This is a genomic window from Bradyrhizobium sp. F1.13.3 (assembly GCF_040548265.1).
Classification (GTDB): Bacteria; Pseudomonadota; Alphaproteobacteria; order Rhizobiales; family Xanthobacteraceae; genus Bradyrhizobium.
Genome location: NZ_JBEPRI010000002.1, coordinates 12,591 through 34,400 on the forward strand (window position 1 = coordinate 12,591; position 21,810 = coordinate 34,400).

A 21,810-nucleotide genomic window follows, 5' to 3' on the forward strand; every position below is an offset into this window, starting at 1 on the left:
TTTCTTGTGCGCTTCGACGACCAGGCGCCGGATTATGCCGCGCCGGATCTCAAAACAAAGCGGCGCTGGCAGCCTGTCCGTAGATCATTGCGGCAACCAGAGAGAGCAGCAAGCACGCGCCCGAGAAGATCACGAGGACTTTCAGAGCTTCAACATCAACTTCGGTTCTCGTTCCCGGGATATCGCCTTTGCCAGTGCAGCCATCATCGCCAGCTCCGAACAGGCCGCGTGGAGGCGCGCCTGATTCCCATCGAGTGTCATTGGGCGCGTTTGCGTGTGAAGCAGATTACAGGTGATGTTGCGTGCCGAACCTCACAGGGCAGCGATGCGCGAAGTAGATCCAACCGGATTGTCTCGCCTTCGAGCCATGATGCCGCGGGCAAACAAACGCTGGATAATCCGGCCCTCAAATCCCGCCGGGAAGCTCGACGCCCGCTTCCGTCAGGTCACGGAGGAATTTCCGCACCAGGAGCATGTTGGTTCTCTGCAGCTCGTGATTATTGCCGAACTTGAACTGGTTGGCTTCGGTGACGATCAGTCCCTGGTCGGTCTCGCGGAAAATGCCTTGCTTCTTCAAGCGATCGGCGCGCCGCCGCACGGTTTCGATCGGCAGACCGAAAAAGCGGGACAGGGCGGCACGGGAAACGCCCTGCTTGATCTTGTCCGGCTCGACCGCCTGGATGCTGCCAAATTGCCGGTCCAGTTCGGGGTTCTTCATGATCTTGAGAACGTTGGCGTTCAAGACCGCATGAATGATCATCAAGTCCAGCGGATCGAAATCGTAGTGGCGGAACATTTCGCTGGCTGCGCACAGCATGTAGGCCAGCGAGTGGCGAGAGACGGTTCGGATCAAATCCGACGCGATTTCCTCGCCTTCAGTCGTACCAACCATGGCCAGTGCCCGCTTCTACGGATTTCCGGTTCGACGCCCACAAGCCGGTTCTATGTATCAGTGGCGCACCGCGCGTGAGGCAGGACCGGTCTGCTGTTTCCCCCAATATGGGTATGGTCGCTGTTCCATCGGGTCAATAGCTGGCTTGTCGGCAATATCATTTTCACCGATACGGCGTTGAATTGTCAGGCGCGCAATTGGCGCGTGCCAATTGTGGTCATGGGCCAAATGTCATTTATCATCGAAGCTATTAAAGACGACTGCCGCACCGTGGATTTCCGTGACAGCGCGATCGTTGCGGTGATCGTGGCCCGCAAGCACGCGGTGAATGGTTTTGTGGTTTCGATCACGGCTCCGGACGGGCAGCTTTTTTCCGCCGATCAGTTCAGCCGTTTGCTGACGAGCAAGGGGCTCGGTTCGGACCCGGCAGCGCAGGAAGTTGGGCGGCGCTAAAGCGGGCTTTGTTACGGCACGCGGAATCCTGGAAGCAGTGCAGCGAGTTATAATCGCGACATCGCGTACGCCGCTGGGGATGAAACCGAACGGGTCGGGTGGGGAAATCGGCGCTGATCGCGTATTCCGAAATGGCGCGCCGCGCCCGATGAAGATGGGCACTATTGCTTCGCCGTGGCGCTATGATGCTGTATTCAAAATCACGTCAGAACCCGAAGACGTGTGATCGCCTGTGATTTAGCGCGCTCAAGCGATGGAATCATTAGACCAACAACTTCATGACGGCATCGCTGAGGTCGCCCCTCAGATCAGCCGGTTGTGCGATGAGGCCCGTGACGTATGCGCCGTTAATGATCAGCGCTATTTGTGACGCGGTGCGGTTGGGATCACCGACGCCAAGTTTGCCAAGCACGGCCGCAAGCCTCGTCCGCATTTCCTCCTTGTTGCGCCGGGCGATGACCCGGCCCGGATGGTTGTCGTCAGGAAATTCCGTCGCTAGGTTGAGGAAGGGACAACCGCGATAGGCGGGGTGCGTGATCTGCTTTGCGATACCGGATAGCAAAGCCTCGAGAATAGCGCGTGGATCACCCGCGTGCTGGTCTTCAATACGATCCCACCACGCCCAGAACAACCGATCCTGTTCGGCGGCGAAGGCAGCAATCAAAGCGTCCTTCGATTCAAAAAGGCGATAGAGACTCGTCTTCGAGACACCGGATCGCTCGACGACCGTGTCTACGCCGATGGCGCGGATGCCTTCGCGGTAAAACAGTTCGCTTGCCGTCGCAAGGATACGCTCGCGGGCGCTCACTTCGCCCTTTGGCGGGGCGCCCCGCCGGGGTCGGGTTACTGTCTCCATATCCGCTTGCTCTCGCCTTGGCGACTTATCGTTTGACAATGTTACAGACCTGTCCGTAATATTCAAGTTACTAACAGGTCTGTAACTTTAATGGAGAAATATCGATGCGTGCGATGCAGGCGGAAACGTTCTCCGGCTATGGCGGGCTGCGGCAGATCGAATTGCTCAAACCGAAACCGGCAAAGGACAGGTTGCTGGTTCGCGTCACGGCCGCCGGCGTCACGCCGCTTGATCACACAATTCTGTCGGGTGGGCTGCCCCGGGCGAAGGCGCCGTTGGTGCTCGGCAATGAAGGCGTCGGCGTGATCGAGGATGCCGGCGACTCCGGTTTGGCGGTGGGAAGTCGCGTGATGTTCGCCGGTCCCTATGGCGTTCGCGAAAACGGCGCATGGCAAGAATGGCTGCTGGTGAGCCCCAAAGATGCAGCGCTCGTGCCCGACGCGATCGACAATTTCGTCGCGGCCAGCCTCCCGGTGGCCTATCTGACGGCGCAGATCACGCTGACGCTCGCAGGGTTCAAACCGGGCAAATCGGTGCTGGCTCCGGCAATCGGTGGGTCGGTGGGCAACGCGACCTATCAGCTCGCGCGGGCACAGGGCGCCGGCAAGGTGATTTCAACGGCCGGCAGCGCTGCGAAAGCTGCCAGAGCACGCGAGCTTGGTTTCGAAGACGTGATTGACCTTTCCGCGGAAGATCTTGCCGACGGCGTACGCCGGATAACGGACGGCAAGGGCGTCGACATCGTTATCGATGGCATCGGCGGCACCGTGACCAGTGAGGCGCTGAGCACCCTCACACTCGGCGGTGTCCTGATTACGCTGGGCTATTCCGCCGGACGCAAGACCACGATCGATGTGACAGACCTGATCTGGAAAGGCGCGCGTATGAGCGGTTTCTCTTTGTTCGCCCAGTCACCGCTCGACGTTGCCGCGGCATGGCGGGACATCATTCCGTTGATCGTGGGCGGATCAGTCAAACCTGTCGTCGAGCGGGTCTATCTCCTCGGTGAAGCGGGCGAAGCCCTGCGCCATCTGATCGAGGATCGACCGTTTGGCAAAGTCGTCCTGGCTGGATGATGGACATGCCAACGCTATCCGCACAGCTCCCGCGCGAACGCACAATTCGCTGGGACGATCCGCGAGCCTTGGCCGCAGCAGGTCAGACGATGAGCGGGCGAGATTTCCTCGAAGCTATGCTTCGAGGCGACGTTCCGCTCCCGCCGATCTGCCGTCTGGTCGATTTCAGCATCGACCGAGTTGGGGATGGCAGCGTTGAAATGGTTCTGAAGCCGCAAGAGTCGCAATACAATCCGATCGGCTCAGTCCATGGCGGCATAATCGCCACGGTTCTCGACTCGGTAATGGGCTGCGCCGTCCACACCAAGCTTCCCTTCGGACGGGCGTACACGACGCTGGAGATCAAGGTGAATTACCTCCGGGGCGTCAATCGCGACTCCGGACCAATGAAGGCGGTCGGGCGCGTCATCCATCTGGGCCGGCAGACAGCGATGGCGGAAGCGAGCTTGTCGGATGCGAGTGGCAGGCTTTTCGCCCAGGCGAGCACGACCTGCCTGATCTTCGAGGTGGTACCGGATAGAGAACCGTGACGTCGCATGATCGCTGCCGCCGTGAAAGGTCGGTTGCTGCGAGCTAGTGACTGCTACTTCATCACAGCGCCAACCAGACCAAATCAGAGCTATATAGCTGGTCAAACAGCGCGCGAGCTGTGGGAAAAATGGCGGAGATCAAGATGCGCTTGCGTCGAACGGTAGCCGCAGGCCGTCCATATCGTGCTTTGGCGTAAATGGCGCGCCCGGAACGATTCGAACGTCCGACCCTCAGATTCGTAGTTTTAGCCAGGCGGCAAATCCTGGTTAAGGGTCGTTAAGCAAGAACGTGCCGGGGAAGGCTAAGCCTAGGATTTGACGACGGAAATTAACTTTCCTTAGTCAAACCGACGCTACACCTCCAGATTGCGACGCGCGGTACTGGGCTTCTGCATACGTGCAAATACCGTGCAGGAGGTACCATGTCGTCCGCTACGTCTACCCGCCGCATCTTGCTCACCGACAAGGCCGTCAAAGGCCTGCCCTATGCCGAGGCCAAGCCTCAGATCGTTCGTGATGCCCGTATCCCAGGCTTTCACGTCTGGGTCGGCAAAACCACCAAGACCTACCGGCTCCAATACGAGACGCCCCGGGTCGGCGGCAAGCGCGGCACCACGATGGTCCAGTGGCTGGGTGAACATCCCCACGCCACCGCAGATGAGGCAAGGGCCAAGGCCCTCGAGATCCAGGCGCTGCGCGCCCGGGGCGAGGCCATCCCCCGTCTCGTCGTCGCCGCCGTCCCGGAAGCCGCACCAGCCCTGACATTCAAGTCTGCTTGGGAGGCCTACAAGGCCGCGATTACCAAAGAAGGCAAAAGCATCCGTACGATTGCCGACTACCAGGACAAGTTCGACCGCCACCTCAAGGATTGGCACGAGCGACCCTTGAGCAGCATCAAACGCGAAGACGTTGTCCAAGAACACGCCGCCATCACCGAACGGGCACGAAAAGCCCGCGTCGGCCAAAAATATTCCAGCGGGAAATATGCCGCCAACGGCACTATGCGCTTTGCCCGTGCCGTCTGGAATTTTGCCAAGGACGAGCTCGAAACGCCCGGCCTTCCCGAGCGCAACCCGTTCCGCTCCGGCAAACTCTTCCACAAAGAGAAGGCGCGAAGCACGGGCATGGGCGTGTCCGAGCTACCAGCTTGGTGGGCTCAGCTCCAGGCGCTGGCTAACCCGATCCGCCGCGAACTCCACCTCTTCACATTGCTATCGGGCTTGCGTCGCACCGACGTCGTCACGGCGCGCTGGTCGAACCTCGACTTTGCGCGGCCCTCTCTTAAACTGCCCTCGCCAAAAGGAGGCGACGAGCGCGCATTTGAGCTGCCGCTCTCCAATGCGATGATTGAATGCCTGGAGCGGGCCCGACAAGCGGGACGCACGTATTTTCCGGAGGAGAGCAAGGAGTGGATTTTTCCGGCGCTCGGCGGCCACGTTGCAGAAGTCAAGGAAGAAGGCCGGCAGAAGCTGTCGCACACTGGGCATGCGTTGCGGCACTCGTTTCGAACTCTTGCTGGCGCGGCGGGAGTCGACCGGCTCCGGCTCAAAATCTTGATGAACCACGCCATTGATGACGACGTCACTGATGCATACGCCAATGTGCCCGCACTATTTGAATCTCTGCGGGAGGCTCAAGAGAGCATCTCGCAATTGATTATGCAAAAGGCCGCGCCCTCCGATGCCCCCTGAAATCTTGGATAATTCGCACCATAGCCCGATTACGCAGCGGGCGACTGAGTTATTGCAGCGACTTGGTGTCCGCGACTTAGAAGGAATCATCACATTTCCCAACTACGGCTGGTTGTATGGTCCCTATCCCGAAGAGGATACGAAGAGTTTTCTAAACATCGCAGCAAAGCTGGTGGCGTCCGGCACACCACAGCTAACTGTTCGTGATGTCCACGACCGCTATGACAATGCTGTCGGAGAATTCGACTACGGCCCGCTAAGGGATCCGGTAGATGATGGACATGATCTATACGTATGCTGGGAAGTAGATGGCGTTCCATCGAAACAAGGAAAGCTTCTTGCGCGTGCTTGGATGAAACACAGACAAGTAGCGTGGGACGGTAAGGCTACGTCGCTTCGTCTCGAAGTCGAACGCGCCCTATTCGCTGCCGAGGCTGTTCCCAAATTTGGACTCAGGATACGTTGTTTGATCTTTCACAAGGCCCATTAACTATCTGGGCGTTGAAAGATTGAACCACATGGCAATTGTGCGTAAACCAATGATGTGGCGACTGCATATCTCTCGCCACCGACCACCATGAAAATGGCTAGGTGGTCAGACAAACCGGTAGCGATTGCCTCTTAATCGAGGCACAGGCCATCAAGCGACCCGGCAATGCAACCCAATCGCGATTGGGAGGCGTTGTCGCATGGTCGCTTTTGACATTTCCCGTCATCTCGCGATTTTCGACCGCGCTTCTCGATCGGCACAGACCGATGGAAACGCCATGTCGGATATCAGCCGTACGCCAACGTCGCCGCCGCCGAACTACCCTCTTCCCCATCTTGAATTGCTAATCGAACGCATTGTCGAAGCGACCCTCGCTAAAGCCGGCGCTTTAGAGAGCCGGCCCTTCATTAACAGCAAAGCGTGCGCGGAGCTTCTTGGAGTTGCGCCAGAGCATCTGTGTGCGATGCGCTCCAGAGGACAAGGCCCGCCTTGGTCGGGCGACGGTAAATGGATCCGCTATCGGCGATCCGACGTCATCCGCTGGCTATCCCAGCTTCCCACGCGTCAACAGGCCCCTCGTTAAGCAGAAAGCGATAATTATGTCCGTTTCAAGTGAAAGCCAAAACATCGTCGTGCTCTTCCCCGAACAGAAGGTTGAGCGCGATTTGCCCACCGAGGACCTTCTACAGGAGCTCGCAGAAGAGATCCGCGATCGATCACGCTCAACGACCGCCGCGGTTATTGCCATTGGCGTCGCCTTAGCGCGCGGCAAGGAACGCATCAAGCACGGCGGATTCGCGAAATGGGCGGCTGAACAATGCGGGTTTACGGCCCGAACGGCGCAAAACTATATGCTGGCAGCCGCGCTTGCAGCAAAATACGAAATCGTTTCGCTTCTGACGCCAGCGGCTCTGTATCGGCTTGCTGCGCCGAAGACGTCCGAAGGCGTCGTTAATGCCGTGGTTCGCATGCTCAGCAACGGTAACGTGCCGACCGAGCCTGAGATTGTTGAACTCATCAAAGCTCAACAGGCTCAGCGCGACGAGTCGCGTCCAAGCGTTCCACCCCAGAACCACGAAGAAGCAAGCGAACTTGCGCTCGCGTTGCACACCAAGCTTGGGGAAGACCTCTCGTCTGCCCTGGTCAACTGCCATTGGCCAACGCTTTGCGACTATTTGCGCCAAGCGTTGGCTCATGGCGCTCGCGGACCCGCACTCCTGGCATTGGAGCATCACAAATGAACCGTGATCAGATCGGGCGGAAGACGAAAGTCTTCGTCGAGACCACCGTGTGGGCTTCAGTTGACATATTGCTGCAGCACCCCTTTCGCGACAAGGCAGACACCGCAGAAAAGAGAGACTTCGCCAATCGCTGCCTCGTTGCCCTGGAGGAGCTCGGCTACGCGGTAAGCGACCGCGACCTGAACGACAATCTCGTCTTCAGGCCGACAGCGAAGCTCTTGGAACAAATCGGCACACGGCCAGGCCCTCTTGAGTGGAGGGGACATTACTTCCCCGACCATCACGACCTTCATTGCTAAGATTTCACACATTTGGAGAAAAATTATGACCCAACAAGCGAAAGCCAGCAGTTACACACTCGACGCGAATGATTCCCGATTTGACGTCGCTGCCGCCGCACGTTTTGTCGAACTCATGCGCGGTGATGCAGATGCTACGATGCAATTCCGCGCGCTCCCCGAATCACCCGAAGCAATGGAGCGATTGTCGCGCTTGTCTGCGGAGGAGATGAAGACGAAGCGGCGGAACTACCCGGGTTCGCTGCAGGCACTCGCCCCGCTCTTTCAGCGCATGAACATGTCAGGCCATGGCATTTTCGTCGCGTTGAACGAGTTCGACGGCCGGGGGCGCAAAAAGGAGAACTTGGTCGCTGCGCACGTCATCCCTTTAGATCTAGATGGCGCACCATTGCCGGAAAGCTGGGAAGTTCAACCGCACTGGATCCAGGAAACAAGCTCGGGCCGCTATCAGTGCTTCTTTGTCATTGAGCGGACAACCGACGTTGCGCGCGTGGAGAAGATCGCCCATTGCTTGGCGGTTTACTATCAGGGCGACCGTTCGGTTCACGACGCAACGCACGTTTTCCGTGTGCCAGGCTTCTTCCATCAAAAAGACAAGCCATTCCAAGTGCGGGTCATCGTCGAGAATACGTTTGACCCGCCCCACCCGCTTTCCGACTTCGACTTCCTCCCTGAGTTCGAAACGCCGCGATTGGCATCGCGGCCGACGCGTATCGGCACCCTAACCGCGGAACTGGCTGCCGACATTCTGGGGCAGCTCGACGTCTCAAAGTTCGCGGACAACGATTCCTGGCTTAGCTTGATGATGGCGATGCATGCCGCATCGGGCGCTAATGCCGATGTCCGGGATGCGTGCATGGACTGGAGCGACCAGGACACAGACCATAGCTACAGTCGGGATACCAATTTAACTCGCTGGGCTTCATTCCGGCTCGATAAGCATTCCATTCGGGGCACAGGAACGCTCAAGAAGATCTGCCGCGACCATGGCGTTCGCGAGCCGACGTTGCGCAAACTGGATGCGGATTCCGAGTTTCCGCCGATCGACGACGAAGAGGTGGCCGAAGGAGGGCGCGCTGCTGACGAACCGATGATGTGGGATATGATCCTAGCCAACGAGATGGTCGCCTACGTTCAGCGGCGCATGTTGGATGGCGGCGCACCCATCTATCAAACGGGCGGTCGCGTGGTCTATCCGGTCCGTACCAACCAGGCCGACGGGGATGAAGTCCGACGACCGCCCGGTGCTTTGACCGTGGAGGACGTCAGGTCGCCCCGGATGCAGCTATTCATGATCGAGCACACGCGGTTCGTGAAGATGTCGCGCGGGGGAGTGACGCCCTTTGCCGCTCCGGAGAGCTTGGCCAAGCTCTGCTTGGCTGCGCCCGATCTTTGGCAGTTCCCCACTCTTAACGGCATCATTTCTGCCCCGACGCTCCGCGCCGATGGCACGCTTTTGGTGACGTCCGGCTATGATCCCAAGTCTGGCCTTCTGCTCGATACGGGAGGGATCACGTTCCCAACAATTGGAGAGGAGCCGTCGCGCGGGGCGGCACTTTCTGCTTTAAAGATGCTCCAAGAACCATTCAAAGACTTCCCGTGCATCAAGGACGGTCCGAACGGTTCGAGCGCTAGCCGTGCCGTTTTGTTGTCTATGGTGCTTACCGGCCTTGTTCGTCGAACCTTACCTACAGCCCCTGTTCACGGCGTGAGCGCTCCGACTCCCGGCACGGGAAAGACGCTCGCGATCCAGTCCGCATCGACAATTGTGCTGGGTCGCCAGGTAACCGCCATGTCACAGGGCGCAAGCGAAGAGGAAGACGAAAAGCGCTTATTTTCCGTTCTTAAGCAAGGGGACGGCGTGATTATGATCGACAACGTGACACGCCCGATTTCTGGCGATGCGCTCTGTACAGTCCTTACGGAACAGACTTGGCAATCCCGCATCTTGGGGGAGTCGCGCAACGTGTCGGTCAACACCAACGCCTTGTTCACGGTAACGGGCAACAATCTTGTCTTCGGCGGCGACATGACCCGCCGCGCGCTGCTCTGTCGCATGGATGCCGGACTGGAGAACCCAGAGGGGCGCGCATTCGACAAGGATCTGCGTTCATGGGTACCTGCTCACCGACCTGAATTGGTCGCTGCGGGTCTGACCGTCCTGCGCGCGTTCGTCTGTGCAGGTCGTCCGGGCTTGAGCAACCTACAGCCCTTTGGGAGCTTCGAAGCGTGGAGCAACCTGGTGCGGGGTGCCTTAGTGTGGCTAGGAGAGCCGGACCCCTGTATCACGCGCAAGCACGTGGTGGCAGACGACCCAATCAAAGCGCAGTTGGCCGCGTTTTTCGCCGCTGTCTACGATGCGATGTTGGGAGACTGGTTCACGGCAGCGGAGCTCCTCAAAGAGGCTGACAACCCAGAGGCGGTGGACGGCGATCTGCGGGATATTCTTTACGCTGCCGTGCCGAAACCTAATCCGATCTCACTCGGACGCTACCTAAAGTCCCATAACTCCAAGATCATTGGAGGATTGACGCTGCAGGTGCGGCAGGACAAGCATGCTAAATCCGCAGAGTATAGAATTTTGGAAGCTTAAGCCCTTCTGCGGGGACTGCGGGTAGTTGCGGGTAGGTTTGGAGCCCTTGTAGTCGAAAGCTATTCAATCAGGTGAGCTCTTCGAGAGCTGATATTGAAAGAATGACTTTGAACGATGGTTGCTGGCGTTAGCCAAAATACTACCCGCAATTGCCCGCATCCCCCGCGCTCGTCACGGGTCCTTCCGGGAAGTTTCGCAATGCGGTCAGTGCGGGCGCGCGGATCGCTCGCAGCAGAAAATTAATTTGGAAAGGTTTAGGGTATGCATGGTCCGGACAACGGCCGCTACTGCTCCGCAGCGGGCGTGGCTCTGGCTTTGGTGGCTCTTCGGCTAAGGGCCCACAACGGAGGTCGAAGTCTCACTTTTTTTCATTTCACCGCGCATCAGAACGCTCTTCAGCTCGCTGAGGCAAAACTCAAACACGCCATTTATGCGCGGTATCTTGCGAAGATCGCGGTGTGTAAGCAGGAACATTGGATAGTCCAGTTCTGGCAACGGACCAAGCACGCAGACAAGTTCGTCGTCTGCGGCCGCATACACTGCCGGCAAAGGAGCAATACCGGCGCCAGACTTGATTGCTAGGTGTACGCTGGGAATATTGCTGCAGCGCGCTGCGATCCGCGCCGACGGCGCATGTGTCTTCATCCACCGTGCGGCTGGTAATGCCTCAATCTCATCAACCAGCTCGACAATGCTGAAGCCGACGAGGTCGGCCGGGGTGGACGGTCGGCCGTGGCGTTCGACAAATGCACGGCTGGCGTAAATTCCCCAGGGGACCTCTGTAATTTTTCGTCCGACCAGCGCAAGATCATCATCGAGGGTTCCGCCGCGGATTGCGATGTCTGCCTGACCCCTGGAAAGATCGAGCGCCCGCTGCTCCATGATTAACTCAACCGTGATGCCTGGATGCCCCGAATGAAAGCGATCAAGGAAGCCGGATTTTATGATGCGCTGCCCGACCGTCACGTGGCTCGTCAGCTTCACCAATCCAGTCGTGCGATTGTCGAGAGTTGTCGATTGCCGTTGCAGAGTACTAACGGTCGTTTCAACCTGCTCCGCGTGGGCCAGCAGCTTTTGGCCATGCGCCGTCAGTTGGTATCCACCGGCTTGTCGTTCAGCAAGTGAGCAGTCGAGAGCTGTTTCAAGAGCCCGTAAACGGCGTTGAACGGTCGATTGATTCACGCCTAGGGCTTTTGCAGCATTCCCGATGCTGCCGCCGCGCGCGATAGCCAGAAAATAACGCAGGTCGTTCCAATCGAACATCGTACTACCCGCATTTTTGCCAAACCGACACGCAGTCTTGCGGCTGCTGTCAGCTGACATCTCATGCTACACGCACCTCTGCATCAGCCAGGCTGGACTGTACCGGGATTTGGCCAACGAAGGAGGAGAGAAATGAATCAAATCAATGCTCTTGCCGCCATTATAGCCCTCGGTCTGGCTGTGTTTGGGACAGCATCCATGTCAGATGCACAGCAAGCCGGCAGCAACGAGGATGAAGTCGCCATTCGCAAAGTCATTGTGGAAATGACCGAAGGTTTCAACAATCACGACGGAAAAGCTGCTGCACGTATGTACGCGCTGGATGCCCGATTTGTCAGCGTCCGGGGTGACATGATGAATGGTCAGGCGGGAATTGAGAAAGGGTTGTCGGCCATACTGACGAGCAGGGCGAAGAACGCGACGCAGCGAACGATGGATGTGACGCTCAGATTCATACGACCCGATGTTGCGCTCGCAAATGTAACCAATGAGCTGAGCGGCTTGGTTGCACCAGACGGCCATGCATTGCCTTCACATCAGGAGCTAAGCTTGCGCGTCTTCGTGAAAGATGCGGGGGTATGGCAGATTGCGGCCTTCCACAACACGCTGGTCGCCCCGTTCTCGCCACTTCCTAGATGAGAGCTCCGTCACGCACCCTCTGAGACCTCCGTCGGCATGTCCGGTCGGGGGTCAAAAGCAGCGCTAGACGCGATGCTGCTGTCGGGTTTGCACCTGAAGCCGACATGACACGTCTTCAGGCACTAACGGACGTGTAAACTAACAAGACGACACAACGCTATCAAACGCCCCGCTGCTGGAACTGCTGATCGATCATCTTGTTCAGATTACCTCGCATTCAGTCGAGATCGACTCCTTCGACTATGGCCTTCTTCTGCTTCATGGAACGATGGTGCTTTCCATGATGTTCGCGGGATTGAAGCTCGGCGGGAAGGAACGCGGTGGGAATCCTTGAATGTCGCGATGAAGGCCAAGACTTCTGCGTTCATTCCATACACGGGCCGACGTGGTTCAGCATCCAGTCCCTATAGGTGTTGGAGGTGATGTCGGCCCGCTCGAAGGGATCCTGGAACAGGTTGAATATGTTCTAGAGAAGGAGCGTGGTAAAGGGCTCCGCCCAAACGCCCATCGTGCCTTCCTTCCGCTGCTCGGAGAAAACGTAGTCTCCCAGCCGCATGCCGACGAGCAGGCCGTCGTCGTCGGCATAGAAAAATCTGTCGCGCGCGCTCTTGGTGCGGTTGTTTTTGGCAGCCGTACCGCTGACGGTGCGCAGGAAGGCCGACTGGTCGAAGCCGTCGAGATGGACTTTGTAGGTGATGCCGTTTGCCGTGTAGCCGGTCTTCAGCTTGCCCACCACGTCGCGCTCCCCGCCGAGGCGCAGAGCGTCGGGATCCAGTCGTTATGACCCATGATCTCGTTGCTCACGGTGCCGGGCTTGATGACCGCCGGCCAGCGGACGAGGCAGGGCACCCGGAAAGCGCCTTCCCAGTGGTGTTTTTCTCGGCGCGGAGCTAGGTCATTGCGCCGTCCGGCCACGTGTTCATGTGCGGCCCGTTGTCGCGCGAGTACACGACGATGGTGTCGTTCGCGATGCCCATGTCATCCAGCGCCTGGAGCAGCTGCCGACGGTGTCGTCGTGTTCCATCATGCCATCGATGTATTCGCTGTCGCCGTGGGTGTATCGGCCACGATGCTCGGCACGAGCGTGGGTACGCAGGTGCATGCGGGTGCCGTTAAACCAGACGAAAAATGGCTTGTGCGAAGTCCCGACGCTGGCTAGGTGCGGACTCCAGTCGGGTACCGATTATCAACCCTTTGGCTCGGCCAGTGCTCACTCGAGCAGAATGATCGTGGGTTCAGAGCTGTTCGGCTTCTGCGACTGGGTCGGTTGCAGCGTAACGATCAACATGCTTGCGAAGCTATCGAGCACAATCAGCGGGAAATAAGCGAGCAACATGGAGGCTCCGTCTTGCTCATTTGAGGGGATCATTCAGTGCGTGGTACTGGATATGAGCGCCGCATCTGCATTCGTAGAGGCAATCGGACCCGTGTGGGTGTGGATCGACTTTCACAAGTCGGGGCCACGCCCCGCACCGAGGGCACTTGAACTCCCGATGGCGCATTTTTCCGAGAGACAATCGTTCGAACATCAAGAACATCGCCCGCTCCGTTGCGAGACGAACAGCATTTGAGACGCCACGCGACGAACGGCGATCTAGCTAAGCAATCGCCTCGCGTTCCCCCTGTTCCAATGCTGGAAGCATCCTTTTTAGGCAGACAGGTGTGGCAAGGAATTTGCAGCTGCGCTCCTCCATGACTGATTTTCATTTCAAGCTCGTCGACAGCCGTATTATCTCAGATCACGGCGGGCACGATCTGGCTGACGAGACGGCCGCGCAGATCGAGGCCATCAAGCTGGCGCGCTCGCTACGCGAGACGCGCCCCGAGCTCGTCGGACGCAATTGCTCAATCCATGTTGTCGACGAACATGGGAAGGCAGTCTGCGTCATTCCAGTCGACGATATCTGAGCGCAGGCATGCAAACATTTCACGCCGTCGGCCAAAATGGCGATGCTGGAGCAAGCCAAGGGTGGCTATCATCGATCTTGAGAAGCCGACTGCCGCGCTTTCTCAACCTTCCCAAAGACCTGATAGACTTACGCGCTAACAATTCGAGCGAAGACCGGTCTACCTTCTGAATCGGATTGCCACATGCTCAATATAGATTATTGCATACTTCCGCTGCCCGTTTCGCCGCCAGCTTCCGATAGGATGCGCTTGGGCAAGCAATTGAACCTTGAAGCTCGAATCGGATTCGTCGGCCGCAACGGCCTCAAGATGCAGCACTATTACGGTGAGCAGTCCTGCACCGCCGGGGGCGCTGCCTTCCTGACCGGCCAACACGGCATCCGGACAGGGCTCACTAAGGTCGGCTTCCCCGGCATGGGCTGCCGACGGTCAACGGCTTCGACGAGTTCTTCGGCAACCTGTACCACCTTAACGCGGAGGAAGAGCCCGAACCGCCGATCGGGATGATCCGACGATCGAGCCGCGCTTCGGCAAGATCGGCAAGCAGAGCATCGAGGACACCGGCGCTCTCACGAAGAAGCGAATGGAAACCATCGACGACGAAACGTCCGCCGCCGCAATCGACTATATGAAGCGGCAACAGGCGTCCGGGAAGGACGGCCGAGACAAAGGCCGACAGCCGATTTCTTCAGACCTACGGAAGGACCTGTAGCCGCGACTCGTTTCGGTTCCCGACATGCGTTCTTGCCGAACTGACCGGTGGCGTAGCCCGAGGTTCTTGAGCAGGCCGCCGATCGAAGGATCGAGCTGGCTCATACCCAGCGTTCGCCCAAGGTGGGGGTGGCGGGGGTGGAGGCGGCAGCGGTGGCGGAGCCGGCGGATCTGCCGGTGGAAGCGCTGGCGGTGCGGCGTCCTCCGCGGGTACGGGAGTTTCGGGTGCAACATCTCCAGGCGCGGGAGCAGCGGGCACGGCGAACTCGGGCGCGACGGCAAGCCCGCCAGCTGCTGCCCCAAATGCAAATACTAATCCAACGAGGGGAACTACCGATTCAAGAACCGGCATCGCCAATGGCACTCCGACGCCCCAGTCGGGACTCAACCAAGGAACGGCAGGTGGTGACCGGGCGGGCGTCGTGACAAGCCCCGGCACCAACACTGCCGGTACTGCTGGCTCGTCTGGGACGCCAGCCGCCAACACACAGGAGGCCGCACCCGCCGGCGGAATCGGCCGGGCAACAACCACTGATCAAAGGGACACCGACGCCAAGATCGATCAAGAGAACACTAAGGTCGACCGAACAGTGAAAAAGATTTGCAAGAATTGCTGAGATAGCCTGCATCATAACGCGCAAGATGTTCATGCATCGGCACAGCACTATTGCGAGATGTGCGACAACGAACATAAACCCGGCAAGTTCTTCGAGTGCCTCAGGTCGATGGCGAGAGGCCGATCCTCGGAAGCGGCTCGAACGGCCTTGTCATCATTGACGTCCGCGCCCGCGAGGCTGTTGAAAGCTTCCCGTCGGCGTTTGAAGAGCGGGCCGCCCCGAGCGGAGCTGGCGGGGGGCATTACCCGCCTTTTACAACTTGTAAAGCACGGGCGAACAATCCCTGGCCGGAGTTCACAAGCGGACCGGCTTCAACTTAAGGACGGCATACCAAGCCTCGGTCTGGATTCGCCTCCGTTCCGAGCGCTAGCGGCCCCTCAGCTTATCACCCTTCCAGAGCTGAGGCCGCTTGCTTAGCGCTGGCTCGCAATTCCGCGAGCAACGTGGCAGGGCTGTCCTGGCAGTCGAAATAGAACCTTGTCATCACCGCCAATGCGATGCTTTGACTATTGATGTGCCCGGAACCTGATTGCCTCGACGGCTGAAGCTTTCTAGCGGGTTACTTTCACGTCTCGAACTGGGAGGGGCGAAAGCACATTTTTTTCAGACTCCTCTCCTAAGCATTACGCAGGAGCCCGATGATGAAGCCATCAAAGATTTACAAAGAGAACGCAGACAACTGCGCCATGCTCGCGGAAGGAGAAGCATCTAAGGATAGTCCGGCTTACAAGCGGTACCGACGCATGGAAGAGGCGTGGCGAGCTTTAGCCGAGGAGCAGGAATGGCTGGATGGGGAAGTATCACCCTTTGGAACAGATCGTGCCGGCACGTAGAAAAGCCTAGGACGCCCGGTGGCTACGCCGTCATGTTTCGCCTGACTAGCTCCGCGTTCATAAGGCGCTTCATCCCTTCTATCGATTGGCTCAGGTAGAGCCGACACTCTCCTAATGAAAGTTCGACGCCTGAGCACGTCCACGGCCGCCCTGTGAAGATCACCGTCGGGGAGAAGCGTGGAGATGGACCTACGTGGCGTCCTGATCTACCGGCTGGATCGTTTACGCACTCGCGGCCCGACGCGTCCTTGTCTGGTAAGACGCGCCGGGTCTTCTACGAGGGACATGCCGCCATCGCTTCTATGTCGCGCACCGCCAATGACGACATTCGGCGGACACCGCCTGGCATGACGCGATGAGTGTTGGCCCCCGGCACACCGCCGCGTTGTTGCCCGCGAAATAGCCAGAGCCTGCCCGATTTGGCTAATGGCTTGTTAATCGGCGGTCGGCAGGCTTGCGGAGCGCTGCCAATTAGCCCCCAGCCCAAGGTAGCGCAAGCGATGGCCGGCGGCAGTGATGCCCGCCGGCCATTTCGGTATAAATGAGCGTCACGGCGGTTGGTGTCTCTGGGCGCATCAAGGCACGAGGCCAAACTTACTGCCCACCACGGCCAGAAGCCGTTCTGTCGAGCCAGAACGTCGGGAAAAGACTTTCCGAAGAAGGGCAACTCGTTTCCAAAAAGAGGAACGGACTGCGGACGAAAGACGAACCGAGTGGTCAATGCCAAGGCGATGCAGGTCATGCTCACCACTCCCGAGGGCGAGACGTCTAATTGAGATTAGGCGCTCAATCGAACACTAGGTCGTCCGCTATCGATATCGCTCCCGTTCGCATCGGCAGTCTATGAGAAAGCTCTCGGTCAATAACCGCGCGTACAGCCGGTGCTGCTACTAGGTCGGTGCGCGTCATCAAGTCCCGGATTTCGAACCGGCCGTCGATGCTGATCGTCTTCAGAGAGGCGATTATTTCGGTGACCTCGCTTGCGGCTCCGAATGGCAGGAGCAGCCGCTCATATTCCACCTTGTGCCCGGCAGCGTCCTCAAGTTCGGAGACCGTGTAGACTGGGCATCGTCGTGCGACGCAGAGATGGTAAACCGGCATGACAGAAGGGGCCAATCGAGGGCCCACATATTCGTCTAGGCGGCGCCCCTTGCCGGTTTTGCCGTACGCGGCGGACATTCGGGTGCCTTCACTTTCTATCGTGAGAATTGGCGGCCACTGGGCGGTATCGACGACGTAATAAACGAGATCGTCTGCTTCTTCCGCAAGGCGGCCGGGCACATATTCTGATACGGCGGGGAGGCCCTGCCCGCGCGCATAGAGCCGAAGCCAGGTGTTTAGTAGATCGCGTTGGCGGATCGCCCTCACGACCGCGGGCGCTGCGCTCTGAAAGTCCATAGCTAAGACGCCTCGAGGTTGGGACGCAGCAGGCTAGGACCCCTCGGCTAAAGGCCCGTTAACATCTGATCTTTTCGGTTGACAGGTTTCCAAAGCACAATCGGCTGCCGCTGATCCGGCGGCCCCGCCGCGATCGGCGTGGCCTGGCCTTTCCATGCCGCCCTGCGAGCGGAGGCGGGAGCGCAGTAGCGTCTCTGCCGCCGGCAATCGCCAAGGTTCTGGTGATGACTACCAAAACACCGGTAGGGGCGAGGTGCCATTTGTCCATAGCACTGCTACTCGTAGCGATCGAAAATTCCGCGACGGTTCCGCGCGTGCTCTGCAAGTTTGTCCCACTCTGCCGCCAGACGCAGCCATGCTTCCCGGGCATCTTCCGTCTCGGCCGCGTGCGCCATCTGGCGACACTCATCAGCGTTGCTCTTGAACCGGTCAGCATCGGGATGAGACACGCGGCGCCTCCTTCCCTCGAGAATGAAGGAGCGGAGGGGCTTGTTCCCTGGGAAGGCACACTGGGACCGGAGCAGCGGAACGCGCGCTCGCTTCAGAAGGGAGCGGGCGACTACTGCTAAGAGCAATCAAACTCCGCCACCCCCGGCCGGTCATGACGCCCAAAGTTTACTAGGCTTTAGACCGAAACGGCCAGTCTAGGAGCCTCGGCGAACATCTCACCCTTTTCTAGAAATGCCACCACCGCCCACCAACGTTCCCAGCTATGTTGAACGAGCCGCCATGGACGCGATCCGCGGCGATCCGAACTATCACGCTAGTCCGGTGACCATTCTGAAGCTGATGCGCAAAGGTTGGGTCGAGACGAAGGCCGGCAAGGGTCTACGGAAGTACCAGATCACCTCCAAGGGCGAAGAGGCGTTAAAAGCCAAGATGCGGACGTATTGACGGACGGGCAGAGCGCCGTGTCAACAGCTGCCGTTCCCTTCTGCCTCTATCGCGCGACGCACTGGAATGCTGGCCAGCGGCTGCGCAGCCGGATCGGCAGAATGACCTGCTTTACTTCAACAACTGGGCAAAGAGCTGACCACTCCTTCTACTCGCTCGACCTTGCTGCTTTTGAAACCGCTGCAAGCGAGCGTAAACCGCTTGCCGAGTTCGGCCAAGCCGCTCGGCAGCCAACTCCGCTGTCGCCCCTGCGTCGAACAGCGATAGCAACTCCGCTTCTTCGGCGGGCAACCATGGGCGTGTCAGCGAACGATCGTTCGTCATTCGCGAGCCTGCAACGATCAAAGGCGCGGCGGTGCCGGCCGCCGTGGCTGGTCAGGAATTCGGCTTGGTCGTTCGAGCCGCGTAGGTGCCGGCAAGCGGCTGGGCTCCGGCAATCGACTATCGCGCACCATCCACGCCGCTAAGCGAGCATAGCTTCGCCTAAGCGCGGGAACGAACCAACCGGATGCGTCCTCGTGATCCATGCCGCAGGACAATACCCATGAACCATTTAGAAAACATTGCCGGCTGTTCCCGATCCGTAACTGATCGTAAACGATGCGGTGGCAACAAACGGCCATGGAAGCCGAACGCCCGCTTGAAACGGAAAGTCAAGACATCGGTCAGCAGGAAAAGCGCAGGCCGATGTTCAATCAGCTTCACCGGCAAATGCTGGATCCTCTTCGTGACCGCGATTGGGTGTCTGTTTCGAAGCTTCCCGATCAACCAGGAACAACGCTCGCTGTTTTGCGAAACGGATGGATGGAGCAACGCTCAACGGGCGAAGGTGTCGAATATCGTATGACCGAAGCCGGTCTGACAGAACTTAGCCGGCCCCGATAGCCCGCGAACCGGTGGGAAATGACGAACGTCGCGAACGCCAAAAAGCGTCGCAGCGGTGCCGGTCAAGAGCGGAAGCATTCGGCGTCCTCCATCGTGAGCTGTGACTGCGCGAGCCTCCCTAGCCAGATCGCTTTGCCAATTCGGCCACGATCAAATCCCGCTCCTGTAAATAAGCCTTTTGGTTCTCAATCAGGATGTCGAGAATGGAGAACGCAACAGCTAGATCGCGCCCCTCGCGCTGGCGCTGGGCGATGACCCTCTCTTGCTGCCTGATATGTTGCTCGCCTTCCCGGAGACGGCGCTCGGCTAGGGTCAAACGCTGGGCCAGCCGCCCAAGCGGCCGCTCCTGCCTCCGCTCAGGCTCGAAGCGAGCGAGACGGCGTGAGCCACACCAAACCTCGACATGGTCGTCCGCCACCGCGGCAGAGCCTAGCTGTAGAGCCTCATCGGCATTGTTGCAGTCGATCTCTTGCGCATTCAGTGTCCTGCCGTAGTCGTCGACCGTGAAGATGTAGCAGCGCATCGAAGTTGGCAGCTGGTGTTGAGTCAAGAATTCGGACGCGAGCCTGGACGTTCCTCGGCATTCACCGGGTTAAAACATTCCGGTGTCCCTTCTCGTTCCCGAATTAACTTCCAGCGCGGATATCAAGCTTAACTTGAAGCTTCGGTTGCGGCGACGCGTGGGCGGGATAGCTTTTGCGCACCGGACATTGCCCCGTCCGGGAACACCCAGGCGGAGCCGTCGCGCCATCATATTCGACGCGGCGGTTCTCGTTTTATCGACGCGAGGCCGCCTCATGCGCAGACTTCTATCGGTCCTGTTCGGCGTCTGTTTTTGGATCGCCCTGCTGGCGGCGATCGTCACAACGATCGCGCGCCTTGGCGCCGATGCGAAAGAGCGCCGCGCGCAGAGTGTGGCGGCTCAGCACTCAAAGACCCGCTGAACTCGGCTTCATCTACATGAAGATTTACCGCCAACGATGCGAGCTCCAGATTGGCAAAGCAGCCGCACCATGAACCGCTCGATCTCGTCGAGATGCGTCGACAGATCGTCTCTCTGCGAAGCCGTCACTCTGATAATCTCCGGGTCACGTACCTCTTGAACCGACTGCTGATCAAGCTTGCATATCTCGTTGAGCCGGCGAGCCCTGCTCACGCGGAGCAGTTACGCGAAGCGTTCACCCGAACCATGGACGATGTAGAGAGCATCACAGGAGACGGCCACAGCGCGCCGCGCGGTAAGGCTAACGAGTAGACCAGATTGCAGAATGCGATCGGTAGGTTGAAGCTACCTTTAGTCGCGGAGGTGCCAATGTCTCGCGTAAAAACGGTGCCTTCGCGGCAAGGGGTCGCCGCCATCACAAGCGGCGGCCCCGCCCAATGAGCGCCTAGTAAGCACGTCGCACTGCTCGGGGCAGGGAGGGGGGTCTCGGAGAAAACCGGTGGGCAAGCGCGAGCACTCCGGCTTCGTCGGTTTCGAGCGCGATCTTCTGGGCGAGCATCACATCGCCAGGCGCCAGAGCACGTTCGGGAACGAAACACCAGCCGATCGCGGGCTGCCCATCTGCGTCGACCTCTACAACATTGCTCATTGTACCATAGTGAACTCGATAGCGTCTGCCGGTGTGTGAACCGGTGACGTCGAAATAGTTGTTGGTATCGAACTGCGCGCGCTGCTCTGGAGATAACCAGTCGCGCAGCAGACGCCGCGCACGCGTTTCTGGGCCATTTTGCTCGATGAAGGTCGAATAAAGCGAACGCACGGCGTGCAAACGGGCACCACTAGCAACGCCGTTCCGTCTGAACAAAAACATTGCCGTGCCGCATGGCTATCCGCCGACGAGGCGCGGATAGAATAGCGTCTCATCCGCAGTGGGATCAAACGACCGCACGACCTTGAGATCGCCGGCCCGGGTCCGAGTGGCAGCCGTAAAGCCCTGACCGGTCAGGCTTTTGAAGCGCTGCTCAGCCTCCGCCAAACCCGTCGGGTCGTGGTGATCAAAGAGATGTCTGCTGTCGCCCGTACGGTCCATCACGATCTGGGTAGCCATTGAAGAGAACTCCGCGATCCTAGCCTCGGCGTAGAAAAACCACGCGGGTCGGAGTAGTGTTCCTAGTCTCAGAAAATTTTGCTCATCTGTCCAGTGCCGATAAGCTGGCCTCGATCGACGAAAACCTGATGCGTGCCGACCTGACGGCTGCCGAACGCGCAAAGGCGTTGAAGGCCCGGAAGAAGGCGTATCAGGATGCGCATCCGGGGACAACCGCCGATCAAAGTCTCAAGTTGAGACTTTGAAAGACCGAGTGCATTCATCGATGACACCGCGGCCAAAAGTGGACGGGGAGAGCGTCGGTAGCCCGCGACGTCGCCCGGGCCGAAGCCCTCGGAGACGACATTGATCGCCTCGCCGGAACGTCGCTGGACAAGGGCGCTGACCTGGACACGCTGGCGGCGATGCTGGCAGGCGATAGGGTGCGGCTGATCCAGCGAGCCGCCGCCCGCGAGAACGTCAGCGCGTTGCGGCCAGCGCTCAGCCAAGA

The 21,810-nt window shown here is 58.9% G+C and carries 28 protein-coding genes and 1 pseudogene; 17 read left to right on the plus strand and 12 right to left on the minus strand.

What is annotated here, in order from left to right; translation table 11 throughout:
* Positions 1-34 precede the first annotated feature (34 nt).
* Positions 35-244, plus strand: a complete 210-nt coding sequence (locus ABIB66_RS04785; protein ID WP_354206403.1) for a hypothetical protein — start codon at positions 35-37, stop codon at positions 242-244.
* Positions 245-406: 162 nt separating this feature from the next.
* Here ABIB66_RS04785 and ABIB66_RS04790 read toward each other — a convergent pair whose 3' ends face one another.
* Entirely contained in the window at positions 407-892 is a 486-nt protein-coding gene (locus ABIB66_RS04790) for a hypothetical protein (RefSeq protein WP_354206401.1), read from the minus strand.
* 228 nt (positions 893-1,120) lie between these two features.
* On the opposite strand from ABIB66_RS04790, the gene ABIB66_RS04795 reads away from it, so the two are divergent.
* Complete coding sequence (locus ABIB66_RS04795) at positions 1,121-1,345, plus strand: hypothetical protein (protein WP_275172819.1); 225 nt, start codon at positions 1,121-1,123, stop codon at positions 1,343-1,345.
* Positions 1,346-1,607: 262 nt separating this feature from the next.
* Here ABIB66_RS04795 and ABIB66_RS04800 read toward each other — a convergent pair whose 3' ends face one another.
* Positions 1,608-2,153 carry a TetR/AcrR family transcriptional regulator gene (locus tag ABIB66_RS04800; RefSeq protein ID WP_354206398.1) on the minus strand — a complete coding sequence of 182 codons (546 nt, stop codon included), beginning with the start codon at positions 2,151-2,153 and terminating at the stop codon, positions 1,608-1,610.
* 152 nt (positions 2,154-2,305) lie between these two features.
* Between ABIB66_RS04800 and ABIB66_RS04805 the strand changes: the two genes are divergently transcribed.
* From ABIB66_RS04805 to ABIB66_RS04840, 8 genes are all read left to right on the plus strand, one after another.
* Complete coding sequence (locus ABIB66_RS04805; protein ID WP_354206396.1) at positions 2,306-3,277, plus strand: quinone oxidoreductase family protein; 972 nt, start codon at positions 2,306-2,308, stop codon at positions 3,275-3,277.
* A gap of 5 nt (positions 3,278-3,282) precedes the next feature.
* Positions 3,283-3,807, plus strand: a complete 525-nt coding sequence (locus tag ABIB66_RS04810; protein WP_354254242.1) for a PaaI family thioesterase — start codon at positions 3,283-3,285, stop codon at positions 3,805-3,807.
* A gap of 422 nt (positions 3,808-4,229) precedes the next feature.
* Entirely contained in the window at positions 4,230-5,498 is a 1,269-nt protein-coding gene (locus tag ABIB66_RS04815; protein ID WP_354254244.1) for a tyrosine-type recombinase/integrase, read from the plus strand.
* Entirely contained in the window at positions 5,488-5,988 is a 501-nt protein-coding gene (locus ABIB66_RS04820) for a hypothetical protein (protein ID WP_354129931.1), read from the plus strand. The genes ABIB66_RS04815 and ABIB66_RS04820 overlap by 11 nt, the downstream gene beginning before the upstream one ends.
* 199 nt (positions 5,989-6,187) lie before the next feature.
* Complete coding sequence (locus ABIB66_RS04825; protein ID WP_354254247.1) at positions 6,188-6,571, plus strand: helix-turn-helix domain-containing protein; 384 nt, start codon at positions 6,188-6,190, stop codon at positions 6,569-6,571.
* Between the two features lie 16 nt (positions 6,572-6,587).
* Positions 6,588-7,229, plus strand: coding sequence for a DUF3102 domain-containing protein (locus ABIB66_RS04830; RefSeq protein ID WP_354254249.1), 642 nt, complete (start codon positions 6,588-6,590; stop codon positions 7,227-7,229).
* On the plus strand, positions 7,226-7,528 hold the full coding sequence (locus tag ABIB66_RS04835; RefSeq protein WP_354254251.1) for a hypothetical protein: 303 nt from the start codon (positions 7,226-7,228) through the stop codon (positions 7,526-7,528). The genes ABIB66_RS04830 and ABIB66_RS04835 overlap by 4 nt, the downstream gene beginning before the upstream one ends.
* A gap of 25 nt (positions 7,529-7,553) precedes the next feature.
* Positions 7,554-10,121, plus strand: a complete 2,568-nt coding sequence (locus tag ABIB66_RS04840) for a DNA-primase RepB domain-containing protein (RefSeq protein ID WP_354254253.1) — start codon at positions 7,554-7,556, stop codon at positions 10,119-10,121.
* Between the two features lie 330 nt (positions 10,122-10,451).
* Here the strand turns inward: ABIB66_RS04840 and ABIB66_RS04845 are convergent, their stop codons facing one another.
* On the minus strand, positions 10,452-11,384 hold the full coding sequence (locus ABIB66_RS04845; RefSeq protein WP_354254255.1) for a LysR family transcriptional regulator: 933 nt from the start codon (positions 11,382-11,384) through the stop codon (positions 10,452-10,454).
* 132 nt (positions 11,385-11,516) lie between these two features.
* On the opposite strand from ABIB66_RS04845, the gene ABIB66_RS04850 reads away from it, so the two are divergent.
* The gene (locus ABIB66_RS04850; RefSeq protein WP_354254257.1) at positions 11,517-12,023 is read left to right on the plus strand and encodes an SgcJ/EcaC family oxidoreductase; all 507 of its coding nucleotides are present in this window, start codon (positions 11,517-11,519) and stop codon (positions 12,021-12,023) included.
* A 466-nt stretch (positions 12,024-12,489) separates the two neighbouring features.
* Here ABIB66_RS04850 and ABIB66_RS04855 read toward each other — a convergent pair whose 3' ends face one another.
* The 3 genes from ABIB66_RS04855 to ABIB66_RS04865 form a co-directional block, all read right to left on the minus strand.
* On the minus strand, positions 12,490-12,759 hold the full coding sequence (locus ABIB66_RS04855; RefSeq protein WP_354254259.1) for a hypothetical protein: 270 nt from the start codon (positions 12,757-12,759) through the stop codon (positions 12,490-12,492).
* Positions 12,744-12,938, minus strand: coding sequence for a sulfatase-like hydrolase/transferase (locus ABIB66_RS04860; RefSeq protein ID WP_354254262.1), 195 nt, complete (start codon positions 12,936-12,938; stop codon positions 12,744-12,746). Before ABIB66_RS04860 ends, ABIB66_RS04855 begins: the two co-directional genes overlap by 16 nt.
* 295 nt (positions 12,939-13,233) lie before the next feature.
* A complete protein-coding gene (locus ABIB66_RS04865; RefSeq protein WP_354254264.1) occupies positions 13,234-13,359 on the minus strand; it encodes a hypothetical protein in 126 nt (41 codons plus the stop codon).
* A 338-nt stretch (positions 13,360-13,697) separates the two neighbouring features.
* Between ABIB66_RS04865 and ABIB66_RS04870 the strand changes: the two genes are divergently transcribed.
* From ABIB66_RS04870 to ABIB66_RS04880, 3 genes and pseudogenes are all read left to right on the plus strand, one after another.
* A complete protein-coding gene (locus ABIB66_RS04870) occupies positions 13,698-13,931 on the plus strand; it encodes a DUF6894 family protein (protein ID WP_354254266.1) in 234 nt (77 codons plus the stop codon).
* Positions 13,932-14,252: 321 nt separating this feature from the next.
* A pseudogene (locus tag ABIB66_RS04875) lies at positions 14,253-14,586 on the plus strand (arylsulfatase); the annotation flags it as partial.
* 1,314 nt (positions 14,587-15,900) lie between these two features.
* Positions 15,901-16,092, plus strand: coding sequence for a hypothetical protein (locus tag ABIB66_RS04880; RefSeq protein WP_354254268.1), 192 nt, complete (start codon positions 15,901-15,903; stop codon positions 16,090-16,092).
* Positions 16,093-16,878: 786 nt separating this feature from the next.
* On the opposite strand, the gene ABIB66_RS04885 is transcribed toward ABIB66_RS04880, so the two are convergent.
* Positions 16,879-17,490, minus strand: a complete 612-nt coding sequence (locus tag ABIB66_RS04885) for a PAS domain-containing protein (RefSeq protein ID WP_354206346.1) — start codon at positions 17,488-17,490, stop codon at positions 16,879-16,881.
* A 275-nt stretch (positions 17,491-17,765) separates the two neighbouring features.
* On the minus strand, positions 17,766-17,939 hold the full coding sequence (locus ABIB66_RS04890; RefSeq protein ID WP_354254270.1) for a hypothetical protein: 174 nt from the start codon (positions 17,937-17,939) through the stop codon (positions 17,766-17,768).
* A gap of 280 nt (positions 17,940-18,219) precedes the next feature.
* Between ABIB66_RS04890 and ABIB66_RS04895 the strand changes: the two genes are divergently transcribed.
* Both ABIB66_RS04895 and ABIB66_RS04900 read left to right on the plus strand, forming a co-directional pair.
* Complete coding sequence (locus ABIB66_RS04895; protein ID WP_156526997.1) at positions 18,220-18,384, plus strand: hypothetical protein; 165 nt, start codon at positions 18,220-18,222, stop codon at positions 18,382-18,384.
* 621 nt (positions 18,385-19,005) lie between these two features.
* Positions 19,006-19,269 (plus strand): hypothetical protein, encoded by a 264-nt coding sequence (locus ABIB66_RS04900; protein WP_354254272.1) that lies wholly within the window; start codon positions 19,006-19,008, stop codon positions 19,267-19,269.
* A 118-nt stretch (positions 19,270-19,387) separates the two neighbouring features.
* Here ABIB66_RS04900 and ABIB66_RS04905 read toward each other — a convergent pair whose 3' ends face one another.
* Positions 19,388-19,792, minus strand: coding sequence for a hypothetical protein (locus ABIB66_RS04905; protein ID WP_354254275.1), 405 nt, complete (start codon positions 19,790-19,792; stop codon positions 19,388-19,390).
* Positions 19,793-20,066: 274 nt separating this feature from the next.
* Between ABIB66_RS04905 and ABIB66_RS04910 the strand changes: the two genes are divergently transcribed.
* On the plus strand, positions 20,067-20,213 hold the full coding sequence (locus tag ABIB66_RS04910) for a hypothetical protein (protein WP_354254277.1): 147 nt from the start codon (positions 20,067-20,069) through the stop codon (positions 20,211-20,213).
* A 444-nt stretch (positions 20,214-20,657) separates the two neighbouring features.
* Here ABIB66_RS04910 and ABIB66_RS04915 read toward each other — a convergent pair whose 3' ends face one another.
* The 3 genes from ABIB66_RS04915 to ABIB66_RS04925 all read right to left on the minus strand — a co-directional run bounded on the left by ABIB66_RS04915 (position 20,658) and on the right by ABIB66_RS04925 (position 21,808).
* Positions 20,658-21,083 carry a hypothetical protein gene (locus ABIB66_RS04915; protein WP_354254279.1) on the minus strand — a complete coding sequence of 142 codons (426 nt, stop codon included), beginning with the start codon at positions 21,081-21,083 and terminating at the stop codon, positions 20,658-20,660.
* Between the two features lie 15 nt (positions 21,084-21,098).
* Complete coding sequence (locus ABIB66_RS04920) at positions 21,099-21,320, minus strand: hypothetical protein (protein WP_354254280.1); 222 nt, start codon at positions 21,318-21,320, stop codon at positions 21,099-21,101.
* 68 nt (positions 21,321-21,388) lie between these two features.
* Positions 21,389-21,808, minus strand: a complete 420-nt coding sequence (locus ABIB66_RS04925) for a hypothetical protein (protein WP_354254282.1) — start codon at positions 21,806-21,808, stop codon at positions 21,389-21,391.
* Between the last annotated feature and the right edge of the window lie 2 nt (positions 21,809-21,810).

Bases quoted from the DNA above. Each gene is read 5' to 3' on its own strand.
- ABIB66_RS04785 (WP_354206403.1), top strand. From the start codon at position 35: ATGCCGCGCCGGATCTCAAAACAAAGCGGCGCTGGCAGCCTGTCCGTA.
- ABIB66_RS04790 (WP_354206401.1), bottom strand. From the start codon at position 892: ATGGTTGGTACGACTGAAGGCGAGGAAATCGCGTCGGATTTGATCCGA.
- ABIB66_RS04795 (WP_275172819.1), top strand. From the start codon at position 1,121: ATGTCATTTATCATCGAAGCTATTAAAGACGACTGCCGCACCGTGGAT.
- ABIB66_RS04805 (WP_354206396.1), top strand. From the start codon at position 2,306: ATGCGTGCGATGCAGGCGGAAACGTTCTCCGGCTATGGCGGGCTGCGG.
- ABIB66_RS04810 (WP_354254242.1), top strand. From the start codon at position 3,283: ATGCCAACGCTATCCGCACAGCTCCCGCGCGAACGCACAATTCGCTGG.
- ABIB66_RS04815 (WP_354254244.1), top strand. From the start codon at position 4,230: ATGTCGTCCGCTACGTCTACCCGCCGCATCTTGCTCACCGACAAGGCC.
- ABIB66_RS04820 (WP_354129931.1), top strand. From the start codon at position 5,488: ATGCCCCCTGAAATCTTGGATAATTCGCACCATAGCCCGATTACGCAG.
- ABIB66_RS04825 (WP_354254247.1), top strand. From the start codon at position 6,188: ATGGTCGCTTTTGACATTTCCCGTCATCTCGCGATTTTCGACCGCGCT.
- ABIB66_RS04830 (WP_354254249.1), top strand. From the start codon at position 6,588: ATGTCCGTTTCAAGTGAAAGCCAAAACATCGTCGTGCTCTTCCCCGAA.
- ABIB66_RS04835 (WP_354254251.1), top strand. From the start codon at position 7,226: ATGAACCGTGATCAGATCGGGCGGAAGACGAAAGTCTTCGTCGAGACC.
- ABIB66_RS04840 (WP_354254253.1), top strand. From the start codon at position 7,554: ATGACCCAACAAGCGAAAGCCAGCAGTTACACACTCGACGCGAATGAT.
- ABIB66_RS04845 (WP_354254255.1), bottom strand. From the start codon at position 11,384: ATGTTCGATTGGAACGACCTGCGTTATTTTCTGGCTATCGCGCGCGGC.
- ABIB66_RS04850 (WP_354254257.1), top strand. From the start codon at position 11,517: ATGAATCAAATCAATGCTCTTGCCGCCATTATAGCCCTCGGTCTGGCT.
- ABIB66_RS04865 (WP_354254264.1), bottom strand. From the start codon at position 13,359: ATGTTGCTCGCTTATTTCCCGCTGATTGTGCTCGATAGCTTCGCAAGC.
- ABIB66_RS04880 (WP_354254268.1), top strand. From the start codon at position 15,901: ATGAAGCCATCAAAGATTTACAAAGAGAACGCAGACAACTGCGCCATG.
- ABIB66_RS04885 (WP_354206346.1), bottom strand. From the start codon at position 17,490: ATGGACTTTCAGAGCGCAGCGCCCGCGGTCGTGAGGGCGATCCGCCAA.
- ABIB66_RS04895 (WP_156526997.1), top strand. From the start codon at position 18,220: ATGGACGCGATCCGCGGCGATCCGAACTATCACGCTAGTCCGGTGACC.
- ABIB66_RS04900 (WP_354254272.1), top strand. From the start codon at position 19,006: ATGGAAGCCGAACGCCCGCTTGAAACGGAAAGTCAAGACATCGGTCAG.
- ABIB66_RS04905 (WP_354254275.1), bottom strand. From the start codon at position 19,792: ATGCGCTGCTACATCTTCACGGTCGACGACTACGGCAGGACACTGAAT.
- ABIB66_RS04910 (WP_354254277.1), top strand. From the start codon at position 20,067: ATGCGCAGACTTCTATCGGTCCTGTTCGGCGTCTGTTTTTGGATCGCC.
- ABIB66_RS04915 (WP_354254279.1), bottom strand. From the start codon at position 21,083: ATGTTTTTGTTCAGACGGAACGGCGTTGCTAGTGGTGCCCGTTTGCAC.
- ABIB66_RS04920 (WP_354254280.1), bottom strand. From the start codon at position 21,320: ATGGCTACCCAGATCGTGATGGACCGTACGGGCGACAGCAGACATCTC.